Origin of the sequence: Reyranella aquatilis (assembly GCF_020880995.1) — a bacterium.
Classification (GTDB): Bacteria; Pseudomonadota; Alphaproteobacteria; order Reyranellales; family Reyranellaceae; genus Reyranella; species Reyranella aquatilis.
Genome location: NZ_JAJISD010000007.1, coordinates 107,476 through 122,206, shown reverse-complemented (window position 1 = coordinate 122,206; position 14,731 = coordinate 107,476). Strand labels below are relative to the sequence as shown.

General features: G+C 65.1%; 11 protein-coding genes. 8 read left to right on the top strand and 3 right to left on the bottom strand.

Annotated elements, in window-relative coordinates; all coding sequences use genetic code 11:
- Positions 1–9: 9 nt before the first annotated feature.
- Entirely contained in the window at positions 10–522 is a 513-nt protein-coding gene (locus LJ725_RS16895; RefSeq protein WP_230551809.1) for an ImmA/IrrE family metallo-endopeptidase, read from the bottom strand.
- A gap of 2 nt (positions 523–524) precedes the next feature.
- Complete coding sequence (locus tag LJ725_RS16890) at positions 525–851, bottom strand: helix-turn-helix domain-containing protein (RefSeq protein WP_230551808.1); 327 nt, start codon at positions 849–851, stop codon at positions 525–527.
- Between the two features lie 178 nt (positions 852–1,029).
- Here LJ725_RS16890 and LJ725_RS16885 point away from each other — a divergent pair, with 178 nt between their 5' ends.
- From LJ725_RS16885 to LJ725_RS16870, 4 genes are read left to right on the top strand one after another with little or no spacing between them, the layout of a single operon-like run.
- The gene (locus LJ725_RS16885; protein WP_230551807.1) at positions 1,030–1,737 is read left to right on the top strand and encodes a multiubiquitin domain-containing protein; all 708 of its coding nucleotides are present in this window, start codon (positions 1,030–1,032) and stop codon (positions 1,735–1,737) included.
- Complete coding sequence (locus LJ725_RS16880) at positions 1,734–2,066, top strand: hypothetical protein (RefSeq protein WP_230551806.1); 333 nt, start codon at positions 1,734–1,736, stop codon at positions 2,064–2,066. Before LJ725_RS16885 ends, LJ725_RS16880 begins: the two co-directional genes overlap by 4 nt.
- The gene (locus LJ725_RS16875; RefSeq protein WP_230551805.1) at positions 2,063–2,578 is read left to right on the top strand and encodes a hypothetical protein; all 516 of its coding nucleotides are present in this window, start codon (positions 2,063–2,065) and stop codon (positions 2,576–2,578) included. The genes LJ725_RS16880 and LJ725_RS16875 overlap by 4 nt, the downstream gene beginning before the upstream one ends.
- On the top strand, positions 2,565–3,476 hold the full coding sequence (locus tag LJ725_RS16870; RefSeq protein ID WP_230551804.1) for a HesA/MoeB/ThiF family protein: 912 nt from the start codon (positions 2,565–2,567) through the stop codon (positions 3,474–3,476). The genes LJ725_RS16875 and LJ725_RS16870 overlap by 14 nt, the downstream gene beginning before the upstream one ends.
- A gap of 284 nt (positions 3,477–3,760) precedes the next feature.
- On the opposite strand, the gene LJ725_RS16865 is transcribed toward LJ725_RS16870, so the two are convergent.
- On the bottom strand, positions 3,761–5,248 hold the full coding sequence (locus LJ725_RS16865; RefSeq protein ID WP_230551803.1) for an RES domain-containing protein: 1,488 nt from the start codon (positions 5,246–5,248) through the stop codon (positions 3,761–3,763).
- Between the two features lie 484 nt (positions 5,249–5,732).
- On the opposite strand from LJ725_RS16865, the gene LJ725_RS16860 reads away from it, so the two are divergent.
- The 4 genes from LJ725_RS16860 (at position 5,733) to LJ725_RS16845 (ending at position 14,685) form a co-directional block, all read left to right on the top strand.
- Positions 5,733–7,850 (top strand): ParB/RepB/Spo0J family partition protein, encoded by a 2,118-nt coding sequence (locus LJ725_RS16860; protein ID WP_230551802.1) that lies wholly within the window; start codon positions 5,733–5,735, stop codon positions 7,848–7,850.
- 213 nt (positions 7,851–8,063) lie between these two features.
- Positions 8,064–12,398, top strand: coding sequence for a strawberry notch family protein (locus tag LJ725_RS16855; RefSeq protein WP_230551801.1), 4,335 nt, complete (start codon positions 8,064–8,066; stop codon positions 12,396–12,398).
- Between the two features lie 10 nt (positions 12,399–12,408).
- Positions 12,409–13,434 carry a DUF7146 domain-containing protein gene (locus LJ725_RS16850; RefSeq protein ID WP_230551800.1) on the top strand — a complete coding sequence of 342 codons (1,026 nt, stop codon included), beginning with the start codon at positions 12,409–12,411 and terminating at the stop codon, positions 13,432–13,434.
- A 282-nt stretch (positions 13,435–13,716) separates the two neighbouring features.
- Positions 13,717–14,685, top strand: a complete 969-nt coding sequence (locus tag LJ725_RS16845; RefSeq protein ID WP_230551799.1) for a DUF2493 domain-containing protein — start codon at positions 13,717–13,719, stop codon at positions 14,683–14,685.
- Positions 14,686–14,731: the final 46 nt, after the last annotated feature.

Sequence of the window (14,731 nt, the reverse complement as noted above, 5' to 3'; positions counted from 1 at the left end):
CCTGCCTGCCTAAGACCGTTGGATTCGGTAGACTAGGGCGCTGGCGCTGACGTTGAAGCGCTTGGCCAAGGCCTGCACCGCCTCGTCGTCTTCAAGGTCGAGAGTTCGCCCATCGAGCGTGGCGGCGAGCAGAGGTTCTGGAATCAAGAGTTCTGCGGCGAAGTTGTTCGCCTCGATCTCCCGGTCGTCCGTGCCTTGGGACGCCAAAGTGTCGCGGCGAAGGATGCCCTTGTCGACATGGACGCCCTCCGTCTCCAAGACATGACGGTGCAGGATCACGTGGCCAAGTTCGTGCGCCAAGGTGAACCGCTTGCGAGTCGGTGCATGAAGGGAGTTTACGCCGATCATCGCCTGGCCATTTTTGATGAAGGCCATGCCGGACAATTCGCCGTCGAACGGCGCGTATTGCACGATGGTGCCGGCCGCGCGGGCGATGCGGTCGAGCGGCACGGGCGCGGATTTGACGGCGTTGGCCTCGAAGAGCCGCAAGGCTTCCGCCCTGGCTTTCACCTTATCGGCCATGGTCAGCGCTTTCCGGCGATCTGGACGAACCGCTGCACGGCGGCGTGCTGCTGGTCACTGAGCTGGCTTCCGTGCGTGGTGATCGGCGGCTCGTCGTCGGCGAAGACGAACGTCTCGGGAATGAGATCGAGGACAGACCGGCATTCAAGCGCGTTGGCCAGCCGAAAAACATGGTGCATCAGGACCTTCTGGCGGCCGGTTTCAATATTGGCCAGCGAGGCGCGAGTTAGGCCGATCTGCGCGGCGATTTCGGCTTGGGTCTTGCCGAGCTTGCCGCGCGCACGCGCAACATTCTGACCGAGCTGCCGGTAAATTTCCATATCGTCCATGGGAACATAATGACAACTCCATGGAATAGTGTCAATCGGGCTGACATTGTCTGTGCTTAACATAAACATAAGACGTGCATGTGGTGCTTGTTATTGACGTCTCCATGTGTCGCTGTTACTCCTACTGTCGCGGGTCGGCATCACGGCCCTTTCACAACCAAGACCGAGGTATCCATCCATGACTCAGCTCATTCATCAGGAGGAGAGCGTCCCCGACCGAGACGCCGCCGGCGTTTTCTCGGTCGAACTCGGCGACGAAACCTTCGAGTTCCGCCGCGTGCGCTTTGACGATCGCAAGGTCGTGGGCCTCCAGATCGCTGAAGCCGCCGGCGCCCATCCGATCGAAGCGTTCGCCATCCTGCGCCATCTGCGCTCGGGCGAGCTGGAGTCGATCCGGCCCTCCGAGCCCGTCGATCTGGGCGAAAAGGGGGTGGAGCGCTTCTTCGTGATCCGCGGCGACGACCTCCACCGCTTCACGGTAGAGGGCCTGTCGATGGAGTGGCCGAAGGCGAAGCTGGCCACCAAAAACATCAAGTTCCTGGCAAAGGCCGCCGAGGGCCAAGTGCTGGTGCTCGACAGCGAGGACGGCGACGTCGTCCTCGACGACGACGATCTGGTGGACCTGGCCGCCAAGGGCGTGGAGCGGCTGATGCTGCGCCACCCGCCCAAGACGGTGACGGTCTACTACAAGGAAGCGCCGTTCGAACTGGAGCGCGGCACCTACACCACCGAGCAGCTGATCGCCGTTTTCTCGGCGCCGGCCGGCTACCTGCTCGACCTGATTGAGCGTGACGGCGAGTTCCGCGAGTTGAAGCCCGGTGAGTCGATCAAGATCCGCGAGGGTCAGGAGTTCTCGTCGCACCCGCCGGCGGGGCACTCGTCGTGAGCGACCCGGCGTCGGAACTGCGCAAGCTGCGTCGGATCTGCCGCCGGGCCGAACTCCACGAAGATGGCGGGCAACCGCTCGTCCATCTTCCGGAGTTGAGGGTCCAGTACGCGGGCGGGGTGGAGACGGTCGATGGCCTTCTCTGCCCCGGCCAGCACAGCGGCTACGTCTCGCGGCTTTTCCTGTCGAAGCCCTTTCCCGCCCGCGGCCAGAACTGGACCACGCACAACATCCTCGGCGTGCCCTGGTACGCCATGTCGTGGAACGGCGTCGATCCCAGCCTCGGCTGGGACGAAATCCTAGGTGCTCATTTGAGGCCTCTGCAATGAACGTACACCTGAAGATCGACGGCCGGCTGCTCGACGTTGTCCGCAAGGACCTGCACCGGCCCCATGCCTTCGCCCACGAACGCGTGGGCTTCTTCACAGCCGGCGCTGCCGACCTGGGTGACCGGCTGCTGCTTACGATCCGGGACTACATGCCGGTCGCCGACGAGGACTACGAGGTCGATCGCAAGGTCGGGGCCAAGATCGGTTCGGCGGCGATGCGCAAGGCGGTGCAGTCGGCCTACAGGCCGGCGGCGGCGCTCCTGCACGTTCACACCCACGGCGGTCGCGGCAAGCCGGGCTTCAGCCGGGTGGACCTGAACAGCGCCGATGACTTCGTCCCCGGCTTTTTCGAAACCACCCCGCGCATGCCGCACGGTCTGCTCGTCCTCAGCAACGACGCGGCCCACGGCCTCTTGTGGCTCGCCAACGACCGGGCGCCGATCGCCATCAATCAATTCCAACGCATCGACGCGCCCCTGCAGCGCGAATGGGGGTCACATGTCCTGGCTTGATCGACAGAGTTTCCTGGGCGCGGATAGCGACACCAGGTTGGCGGCGGCAACCGTCGGCCTGGTGGGGCTCGGCGGTGGCAATTCCCATGTGGTCCAGCAGTTGGCTCACCTGGGGGTCGGCGGCTTCGTTCTGCTCGACGACGACATCATCACCCTGACCAATCTCAACCGGCTGGTCGGCGGAACCCTAGACGACGTCAAGGCGGAGCGGCCGAAGGTCGAGATCGCGGCGCGCGTGATCCGGGCGGTCAATCCGAACGCCCGGATCGTGATGCGCAAGGCCAAGTGGCAGGAAGTCGGCGACCTCTTGAAGGGTTGCGACATCATCGTCGGCGGCCTCGACCACATCGGTTCGAAGGACGAACTGGAAGCCTTCTGCCGCCGCTTCATGATCCCCTACATCGACATGGGCATGGACGTGACGTCCTTGCCCGGCGCCGGCCAAAGCCTGGTCAGCGGCCAGGTGGTGCTGTCCATGCCGGGGGAGCCTTGCTTGCGGTGCCTGCAGCTGGTCACCGACGAGCGGCTGAAAGAGGAGGCGCAACGCTATGGCGTCGCCGGCAGCCGGCCGCAGGTGGTCTGGCCGAACGGCCTGTTAGCATCCTCGGCCGTCGGTCTTGTGGTCCAGTTGCTGACGCCCTGGACGGCTGACCCGCCCCACAGCGCCTATTTCGCCTACGACGCCAACTTGGGGACGGTGGCCCCCTCGGATCGCTTGGACCGGCGGCGCGGCAAGCCCTGTTCGCACTACCCAGCCAAGGCTGTCGGCGATCCGATGTTCGACGTGCGTCGCTATCTCGAACGCCTGGATCAGCCAGCACCCATCTTGCCGGCCGCCAGCGTTCCGGTCTCGCGCCTGGCTCGTGTGACCCACTGGATCCGCACGCGCTTCGGCTAGGAATAACGCGAAGGGGGCGAGCGCCGCCACGCTCGCCCCAAGTGGGTCACGCCGCCTGGCCTGCGGCCTGCCGGCCGTGCAGGAAATCGGCCGCCCTTTGGGCCTGGGCGGCGGCGCTGAAGATGAACCGCTTGTCTTCCTTGAGCACCCGCAGCCAGCTTTAAATCGGTATGGCTCTGGCCGCCCCCGACCCGAGTGCTGCAAGACGTGCTCGCAGCGCTGATCGCCCAACTGCAACGCGGACGCAGACAACCATTTGGCGTCGCCGGTCGCCCAGCCCTCACTCAGAAGTCGCTTTGCCCCGGATGCCTTTGGCGCTTAATACATTTCCGATCGACTTTTTCGTTGTCTGTGTGGAAATGCACACCCGTCACCTTCCGCACCTCAAGCGACGTCAAATCTACGTCAAGCGTCATCGGCCTCTTGTCCAAATCTGGATCGGGGTCCCAATCGATATCTGAGAGCCCGCCCATGCCGGTTTGATCGAAAGGGGGCGGAAGCGACTTCCCGGATTCGGGCGGCGGCACTTCTTCGACCACGGTCAGCTGATGTTCCCACTCCTCGCCGTTGAATATACCCGTGTCTACCGAGAGCTTCGTACCCTTCGGGTATTTGATCGCCGCGATCCGTGCCGCCTTCTGGAAGAGCACCACATTCGACTTGCGGCCCGGAACCTGAACCGAGGGGAATAGAATCCCGTCGAGTTCTGGCTCAATGCGCGACGCCAGAAAGTCAGCGACGGCCTGGGTCGCCAAATATTCGAGCGCTTCATCGCTGGGCATGACAGGCATGGTCATCCGCCGCAGCAGCCTTTCAAGGAACAAGGCCCGTTCCTTTCTTGCGGCATATATAGGATCGAAGATGCTGCCTTTCTCGAGAATCTCGGCTAAGGCTTTGAGATCGAGTAGACGAACGCGGCGCACTAGCATGAAACGAGCGACGACCACGTTGGCACCAACGGGAGGACGTACTTCGGCCAGCGCCGTCTCCGGTTCGTCGGCTCCGTAGAACACTGCAATCCCACGCGCGTTCATGCGTCCGCCCTGAGCTAATGTAGGTGGGGGCGGTCCAAGATTCTGGGCCGGATCGGTTAGAGCAGTCTCTAGGTTTGACCAGGATTCGAATGCCCGCGCACGATAGAAGCCATGGATCGGTAACTCCTCTTCGGGACCTGCCTCGACGATGACCCCGGCACCACTCTGCGTTCGCATGGTGGCGACACCGTCAAACAACCGTGTGAGATGCGCTCTGGCCTCTTCGCTGAAGAAGCGTGACTCGGTCTTCAGTGACCGCTCAAACTGCCTCCACTCGCGCTGCCACGTCTCATCGTCGAATTTCTTTGGCTCGTAGTGGCTTTCGTCATCGAATTCCTGTTCGTCACCAGACCAGTCGGTCGGATCACCCGCATTCTCGTCGCGCAGGATCTGCTGGATGTCGATTGCCGGCTGCTCGTCAATTAATGCTGCTTCCTGGATCACGTCGGTGACTAGCTCGCCATGCCGTGACCAGTCGTAGGTCGACTCCTTATCCCGCATCATCGCGTACTCAAATCCTGTAGGGTTCGGATCCGTCCGCTCATAGTGCTGGCCGAACGCCGTTGATATCCGGACGGCCAATTGCTCAAGCGTGAATGTCTTGCCTACCCCGCCGCAATAGTTGCAATTCCCGTCTTTGCCAGAGCTCTCGATCTCATTGGACAAAAACACCTCTCCCACACAGTCACAGCAGATGAGCCGCAACTTCAAATCTTCCGTGTCGACGTCCTCGGTCATGTGTCGGTCAATGCCACTCGATGATTTGGTCGTTCTCAACTCTATCACGATGAATTCGGCGCGTCGGCTGTACCGACCGGGCCCTATTTGGCTCCGCTGGCAGTATGGGGCCTCACGCAGCCGCCCCTTTGGCAAAACATGAAGGAGAGGCGTCTTTGCCGTTCGATGACAATCCCTCGGGCAATGAGACAATGACAGCATGCGGCTGACGTTCGTCGACTTGGATAAATTAAGGCTCCGCCCGCAGTGCACTTTGGAGTGCCTCTCCTGCTTAGGGGCTTACGCTGACCTTTCTGCGCACGGAAAGGGACGGGCTCGGTGCCATCAATCGTTTGTTCGAGCGATCTGTAATCACACGGAAGACCGACGGGTAGCCATCCGTTGCTGAACCACCCTTCGCGAGAGTGAGAGGGCTGCGCCTGATTCCGTGACGGATTCGAGGTCGAGAGGAAGTCTCCCGGCCGTCCGTCGCGGAGTGTTTTCCATGGCAAAGACAGTTCAGAAGATCACCCTTAACGCCTCGCGCGACATCCCCTTCAACAAGCTGGTGCTGAGCCAGTCCAACGTCAGGCGCCTGAAGTTCGGCGTATCGATCGAGGATTTGGCTGAGGACATCGCCCGGCGCGGGCTCCTACAGAGCCTCAACGTCCGGCCGGTCCTCGACGCCTATGGTGCCGAGACCGGCCAGTTTGAGATCCCGGCCGGCGGCCGCCGCTACCGGGCTCTTGAGCGGCTGGTGAAGGAGAAGCGTCTGTCCAGAACGGCACCGATTCCCTGCATTGTCTGTGATCGTATGGGTGAGATTTCGGCGGAAGAAGATTCGCTGGCGGAGAATTTCCAGCGTGTCGCTCTGCATCCGTTGGACCAGTTCCGGGCATTCAAAATCCTGCGCGACCAAGGAGCGGGTGAGGAGGAGATCGCTGCCCGTTTCTTCGTCGCGACCGCGGTGGTGAAGCAGAGGCTGCGCCTGGCTTCTGTCTCCGAGAGGCTGCTCGGGATTTATGCTGAGGACGGCATGACTCTGGAGCAGCTCATGGCGTTCACCGTCAGCACCGACCATGCCCGGCAGGAGCAGGTCTGGGAGGCATTGCAGCAGTCCTACAACAAGGAGCCTTACCTGATCCGCCGCCAGCTCACCGAGAGCGCCGTGCGCGCGTCGGACCGCCGTGCGCAGTTTGTCGGTCTCGATGCTTACGAGGCAGCGGGCGGCGGGGTCCTGCGCGACCTGTTCGAGGACGACGGAGGCGGCTGGCTGCAGGACGTAGCCCTGCTCGATCGCCTGGTCACCGAGAAGCTGGCGGCCGAAGCCGAGAAGATCGCCGCCGAAGGCTGGAAATGGATCGAGGTGGCCGTCGACTTCCGGTACAGCCATGCGCACCAACTTCGGCGGCTCGACGGCGTGGAAGTCGAGCTCACGCCCGAAGAAGAGGCGAGTGTCGGCACTCTGACAGCCGAGCAGGCCAAACTCGAAAGCGAGTACGAAGGTGCCGACGAACTGCCGGAGGAGGTCGACGCGCGGCTGGGCGAGATCGAGGAAGCGCTTGCCGCCTTCGACAGCCGTCCAGTTCGCTACGAGCCGGCGGAGATCGCGCGTGCCGGTGTGTTTGTCAGCATCGACGTTGACGGACGCCTTGCGGCCGATCGCGGCTATGTCCGGCCAGAGCACGAACCGATGCAGGTCGGCAGCGAAGATCTGCAGGAAGGCGAGACCGGCGGGGCGGATGAGACAGCGTTTGCCACTCCCGCCCAGCGTACCGTCATCACCATCGGAGGCGACCAGCCGGAGGACGACGGTGACGACGACCCGATCAAGCCGCTCCCGGAACGGCTCGTGAGCGAGCTGACGGCTCATCGCACCCTCGCGCTGCGGGACGCGGTGTCGAACAACCCGCAGGTCGCTTTCACGGCGCTGCTGCACAAGCTTTGCCTCGACACCTTCCAGCACAGCGCTCCCGGCGCCTGCCTGGAAGCCTCGGTGCGGCATGTGTTCTTCCCTGCCCAAGCGGTCGATTTGAAGGACAGCCCCTCGGCCAAGGCAGTCGCCGATCGCCACGAAGCGTGGAAGGCCGAGCTATCCAAGGATGACGACGCGCTGTGGGACTGGCTCGCCTCGCTCGACGATGCACGCCGTGCCGCGCTGCTCGCGCATTGCGTCTCGTTCGGTGTTAACGCCCTCTATGAGAAGGGTGACCGCTACGGTGGGCCGGGCGTCTCGGCGCACGGTGTGCAGCAGCGCATCGCCCAGGCCGACCGGCTGGCCCGTGCCGTCGGTCTCGACATGGTCGAGGCCGGCTGGCGGCCCACGGTCGACAACTATCTCGGCCGTGTCACCAAGCCCCGCATCCTGGAAGCGGTGCGGGAGGCCAAGGGCGATCAGGCAGCACAGCTCATCGACCATCTGAAGAAGGCGGAGATGGCGAAGGAGGCCGAGCGGCTGCTTGAGGGCACGGGCTGGTTGCCTGAGCCACTGCGACTCGCCGACAGCGGGGACGTGTCGGACACACCCGCCGAGTGGGCCGGGGAGCTTCCGGCTTTCCTCGCCGACGGCGAAGGGGATGCCGGGACGGACGAGTCCGAGCCGCATCCCATCGCTGCGGAATAGCGTGAACGCCGCGGCCGGACGAGGCCGCCCGCGGTGTCTTCGCCCATCGTTGGAAAAGCCCGGCCGCCGTGCCGGGCTTTTTCCTTTGAGAGATTCCTCGCATTCGCCGCGCAAGGCGAGAGGGAGAGGACGGCCGGGACGGGTTTGAGCCGGCGGGGTCCAGAGAGAGCGCCTCCCGGTTCGGACCGTTCCCGCTCTCCTGAGGTCTCCTCCATGTCGAATGTCTCCCTCCCGGCGGCCGCGCCCGCGCCGCTGCGCTCGCTCGCCGGCGTTCCTGCGGATCCGTCCGCCGGCATTGCCGCGGCCGCACACCTTCTTCTCCCTCACCTCGAGCGTGGCCGCCGCATCGATGCGGTTACGCTGCGCGCCGCCATGGAGCACGCCTTCGGCGGTTCCGACGCAGCCGGCGCCTGGGACTGGAAGTCCGCGTACGACGCCTGCGAGGCGGCGACCGTGCTGTTCATGCGCAAGTTCGGCCCGGCCATTCGGGCACGGGCTGGCTCGCCGGCTGCCGAGCTGTCCATGCTCGGCAGGATCGCGGCACTTCTTCCCACTCATACCCGCCGATCCGAGGAGAGCCAGGCGCTTCAGCAATTCTCGACGCCGCTCGCGCTCGGGTTTGTCGCCGCCAGCGCCGCTGCGATCGGTCCGGCCGATCTCGTGCTCGAGCCCTCGGCCGGCACGGGCCTGCTCGCCATCTTCGCGGAGCTTGCGGGCAGTGGGCTGCACTTGAACGAGCTGGCGGAGACCCGCGCGGTCTTGCTCGGGCGGCTGTTTCCCGCTGTCGCGACGACACGCTACGACGCGGCTCACATCCACGACCATCTCGACGAGGCCGTGCGTCCGAGCGTCGTGCTGATGAACCCGCCGTTCTCGGTCGCGGCGCATGTCGATGGCACCGTGGCGGACGCTGCCCTTCGCCATGTGTCCTCGGCGCTTGCGCGACTCGCCGACGGCGGCCGCCTGGTTGCGATCACCGGTGCCAGCCTCTCGCCGGACCATCCGGCCTGGCGCGAGGCCCTCGTCCGTCTGCAGGAACGCGGCCGGGTCGTGTTCAGCGCTGCCGTCGATGGCCGCGTTTATGCCCGTCACGGCACCGCGGTCGAGACCCGGCTGACGGTCATCGATCGCGTGCCTGCCGATGATCCGAGATCGTTTCCGGCATCACCAGGTATGGCGCCCGACGTCGCCACCTTGCTTCAATGGGTGACGTCGAATGTTTCACCTCGCTTGCCTGTTGAGGGTACGGCAGTGGTTCCGGCATCCGTCAGTCTCGTCGCAATCAGACCGAGCCGACGGACTGCACGACAGCCGCTCGCTGTTGCTGGCAGTTCGCTCGAACGAGCGGCCACCGAACTTGCTTACGAGACCGTCGACTGGAAGCCGGCCGAGGGCGGCAGCCTCACCGAAGCGCTGTATGAAGGGTACGACCTGCAGTCGATCCGAATCGCCGGCGCCCTTCCGCATCCGACGCGGCTCGTGCAATCCGCGGCGATGGCCTCGGTCGCGCTACCCAAGCCCTCTTACCGGCCGCAACTGCCGGCCGATGCCGTCAGCGTCGGCATGCTGTCCGATGCGCAGCTCGAGAGCGTCATCTATGCGGGCGAGGCGCATGCGGGCTGTCTCGCCGGATCGTGGGTCGTGGACGAGACCTTCGACACTGTCTCCGCCGCGCCCGACGATGCCACCAACGCCGTGCGCTTTCGGCGTGGCTGGATGCTGGGCGACGGCACTGGCGCCGGGAAGGGCCGCCAGGTTGCCGGCATCCTTTTGGATAACTGGCTAAAAGGCCGCCGTCGGGCGGTGTGGATCTCGAAGTCCGACAAGCTGATCGAGGATGCCCAGCGTGACTGGTCGGCGCTCGGCATGGAGCGGCTGCTGGTGACGCCGCTCGCCCGCTTCCGCCAGGGCACTCCGATCCGCCTGGAGGAGGGCATCCTTTTTGCCACCTACGCCACGCTACGAACCGATGCGCGCGAGGAAAGAGTTTCGCGAGTCCGGCAGATCGTTGATTGGCTGGGGTCGGAGTTCGACGGAGTGATCGTGTTCGACGAGAGCCACGCCATGGCAAATGCGGCCGGCGGCAAGGGTGAGCGCGGCGACCAGGCGCCGTCGCAGCAAGGCCGTGCCGGCCTACGTTTGCAGCATGCGCTGCCCAACGCCCGGGTCGTATATGTCTCGGCCACCGGGGCCACCACTGTGCACAATCTCGCCTACGCGCAGCGGCTCGGACTGTGGGGTGGCGAGGACTTTCCGTTCGCCACGCGCGCCGAGTTCGTGCAGGCGATTGAAGCCGGCGGCGTAGCGGCAATGGAGGTTCTTGCTCGCGACCTCAAGGCGCTTGGCCTCTACGCAGCACGATCCCTGTCCTACGAGGGAGTGGAGTACGAGTTGGTCGAGCATGCGCTGTCGCGCGAGCAGATCCGCATCTACGACGCCTATGCCGGCGCCTTCCAGGTCATCCACAACAACCTCGACGCCGCCATGCAGGCCGCCAACGTCACCGGCGAGCGCGGCACGCTCAATGCCCAGGCGAAGTCCGCGGCACGCTCGGCTTTCGAATCTGCTAAGCAGCGCTTCTTCTCGCACCTGATCACCTCGATGAAGACGCCGACACTGATCCGCGCGATCGAGCGTGATCTCGAGGCCGGACATGCCGCCGTCATTCAGATCGTCTCCACTGGCGAAGCGCTCATGGAGCGCCGGCTCTCCGACATTCCGACCGAGGAGTGGGGCGACGTGCAAGTCGACATCACCCCGCGCGAATATGTTCTCGACTACCTGGCGCACGGTTTCCCGACCCAGCTGTTCGAGCCGTTCACGGACGGCGAGGGCGATCTTTCCTCCCGGCCGGTCTATCGCGACGGCCAGCCCGTGCAATGCCGCGACGCTGTGGAGCGCCGCGATCGCCTGATCGAACGGCTCGCCTCGCTGGCACCGGTCCAGGGTGCGCTTGACCAGATAGTGCAGCGCTTCGGCACGGACCTGGTCGCCGAGGTGACGGGCCGCTCACGGCGGATCATTCGCAAGGGTGACCGGCTCTGCGTCGAGAACCGTCCCGGCTCGGCCAATCTCGCTGAGGCGCAGGCTTTCATGGACGACGACAAGCGCATCCTGGTGTTCAGCGACGCCGGCGGCACCGGCCGCTCCTACCATGCCGACCTTTCAGCCCGGAACCAGCGCCTGCGCGTGCACTACCTGCTGGAGGCAGGCTGGAAGGCCGACACGGCCATCCAGGGGCTGGGCCGCAGCAACCGCACCAATCAGGCGCAGCCGCCGCTGTTCCGGCCGATCGCCACGGACGTGAAGGCCGAGAAGCGCTTTCTCTCGACCATCGCCCGCCGGCTCGACACGCTGGGCGCCATCACAAAGGGCCAACGCCAGACCGGCGGGCAGGGATTGTTCTGCGCCAACGACAATCTCGAATCGCCCTACGGCCGGGCAGCGTTGCGTCAGCTCTACTTGTTGCTGTTCGCCGGCAAGGTCGAAGGCTGTTCGCTGGAGGCTTTCGAGGCGGCGACGGGCCTGAATCTGACCGACCAGGACGGCAGCCTGCGTGAGGAACTGCCGCCGATCACGACGTTCCTCAATCGGCTGCTGGCACTCACCATCGGCCTTCAGAACACGCTCTTCGGCGTGTTCGAGGATTTGTTGCGCACGAAAATCGAAGGGGCGCAGCTCTCAGGGATCTACGACGTCGGCGTCGAGACGCTGACGGCCGAGAGCCTGACGGTGACGAAGCGCCAAGTGGTGTATGTCCATCCGACGACCGGCGCCCAGACGCAGGTGTTCACCATCCACCGCAAGGAGCGCAATCAGCCTCTCGCCCTGGCCGATGCATTGGACCGGGCCGGTGATCCTCGCGCGGTCCTGCTCGTCAATGCGCAGTCGGGCCGGGCGGCGGTACAGGTGCCGGCGCCCGGCGTCGTGCTGGACGATGGCGAAGTCGAACGCCGCGTCCGGCTCGTGCGTCCGATGGAGCGGACAGCGCTTTCGGGTGCGGCCCTCGAGCAATCGCACTGGCAACGGTCGGATCGAGCTCCGTTTGCCCAAGCCTGGGGCCGGGAGCTCGCCGAGATACCTCCTTTCACGGAGAGCGAACTTCATATCGTCACCGGGCTGCTGCTGCCGATCTGGAAGCGCTTGTCGGACGATTCAACGCGGGTCTACCGCCTGCAGACCGATGCCGGCGAGCGTGTCATTGGCCGGCTGGTCTCGCCGGCCTGGGTGACGCAAGCCGTCTGCGCCGACGGCGTGAGCATCGCGCCGACGGATGCCTTGACTGCCATGCTTGACGGTCGAACCATCCTCGAGCTCCAAGACGGGCTGTCACTTCGCCGCGCCAAGGTCATGGGCCGGTTCCGGGTGGAACTCTTCGGCTTCACGGACGGGATGGTCGATCGCCTGCAGGCGATGGGGCTGATGTCCGAGATAATCGCCTGGAAGCTGCGGCTATTCGTGCCAACCGGTGCCAATGGTCCGGAGATTTTGACGGCGTTGATGGAACGTTACCCGATCGTGCGCATCGCCGATCGGGCAGCGGTATGAGGAGGCAGTCGTGCCATCGCCCGCCGCGGAGCTCGCCCGCCGCCTCGCGCGCAACGCCGAGGCAGTCTGCCATCACTATCTCTCCAATGGCCGTCGCGAGGGCCGTTACTGGCTAGTCGGCGATGTCGCCAACAGCCGGGGCCGCAGCCTGTTCGTGCGCCTGAGCGGCCCGGACCATGGCAAGGGTGCGGCCGGGCATTGGACCGACTCCGCCACGGGACAGCATGGCGATCTTCTGGACCTGATCGCCCTCAATCGCGGGTTTGACCGCCTGCGCGATACCCTGGACGAGGCACGGGCATTCCTCGCGTTGCCACCGGACCAGATCGCTCCTCGGCTTCAGCGCCTTCCTGCGCCACGCGGTTCGCCTGAGTCCGCTCGGCGTCTCTATGCCATGTCCCGGCCGATCACGGGCACCTTGGCTCAAGCCTACCTGCACAGTCGCGGAATCACGACCGTTGCTCACGATGACCCACTACGCTTCCATCCACGCTGCTACTACCGGCCCGACGAGGACAGCCCGACCGAGACCTGGCCGGCACTGATCGCCGCTGTCACCGATCTTGGCGGCACGGTCACCGGCGCACACCGGACTTGGCTCGATCCCTCCGGACGCGACAAGGCGCCCATCGCTTCACCGCGACGGGCCATGGGGCACCTCCTAGGGCACGGAGTTCGCTTCGGCATGGCCGCCGACGTCATGGCCGCCGGGGAGGGGATCGAGACCATGCTGTCCCTGCGCATGATCCTGCCGACTCTGCCGATGGTCGCCGCCCTCTCGGCCAACCATCTCGCTGCACTGCTGCTTCCAACGACACTGCGCCGTCTCTATGTCGCTCACGATTCCGACCCGGCCGGTAATGCTGCGATGGCCACGCTGTGCAATCGCGCCGACGCCGCCGGGATCGAGTCGTTGGCCGTGTCGCCGTGTTCCGACGACTTTAATGACGATCTCCGCCGACTGGGAATCGAAGGGCTCCGGGCATCGGTGCACCGGCAGCTCGTCCCGCAGGACGTGGTTCGCTTCTTGGCCTAGGCCGTGACGGGATGAGCACTGGCAAGCGAATCGATTCGTGCTCAGTCGCTCTTCTGCCCTTCGGACCGGACGGGAGCGCGCCCCGGCCTTCTAGAGGGGCGATCGGACGGCAGGCAGCCCGGTCCCGCAACGGCGGTCCTGTGGCTTTCTTCCCCTGCCGGCTGCGCCGGCATTCCTCGCGAGGCAAGAAAGCCTCGGCCCGCCGTCCTCCGCTGCGCTCCGGCCGCAAGCGCGGTGCGGGACCGGGCTGCCCGCCGTCTGTCGACGCCCACGAAGGCCGCGATGGGCGCGGCCGATCCGACGAAGGACAGCATCATGGCGACCTACGACGATTCCGACTTCGAGCCCGTGCACGCCTCATCCCCGACCGATCACGTCCTCACCGAGCTGCAGCTCTTTGGCCACCGTCCCTTCCAGGACGAGCCCGATCCCCGCCCGTTGCCGGAAGGCAACACTATCGCCGGCGCGGTCGTCGACATCTTCGACGCGCTGGTCTCGACCCTCACCGACACCCGTCTCGAACCCGATCTCGAGAACCTGCTGTGGTCGACCGTCAACCTGTTCCATCGCGCCGTCGACCGGATCGAGCGCGAACTCGACGGCAACGAGCAGGCGCAGCGTCGCAGCCAAAAAGAGCAGAACGGCTCGGAGGTCCGCTCGGTCGAGCTGGAGCGTCTCGTCGCCGAGGGCCTGACCTTGATCGAGCGTCGCAATGCCATGGAGCTCTTCCGAGATCAGGCCGCGGAGCGCTTCGAGGTCCACACCGGCTCGACCTGGCGGCCACGCACCGGCTCGATGGTCAACCACCGGGCTCTCACTGCCGCCATGATCGACAGCCGCGAATTCCTGGCCGCTCGTCGCCGCGCCGAGACCGAACTCCTCGTGCCGGCCGGTCCCAAGATCGCCTTTACCGGCGGTGCCGACTTCAACGACCACCAGCTCATCTGGAGCACGCTCGACAAGGTCCGCGTCAAGCATTCCGACATGGTGCTGCTGCACGGCGGCTCGCCGACCGGCGCCGATTGTATCGCCGCTCGCTGGGCCGATAGCCGCAAGGTCACCCACGTTCCGTTTAAGCCCGACTGGACCCGCCACGCCAAGGCCGCACCCTTCAAGCGCAACGACCAGATCCTGGATGTCCTGCCGATCGGCGTCATCGTGTTCCCAGGCTCGGGCATCCAGGAAAACCTCGCCGACAAGGCACGCAAGCTTGGCATCCCGGTCTGGCGCTTTGGTTCGGGTGGCGCGTGAGCGCCACCTCTTTCCTGCGCCCACGGGCATAGCCGGACCTGTGAGA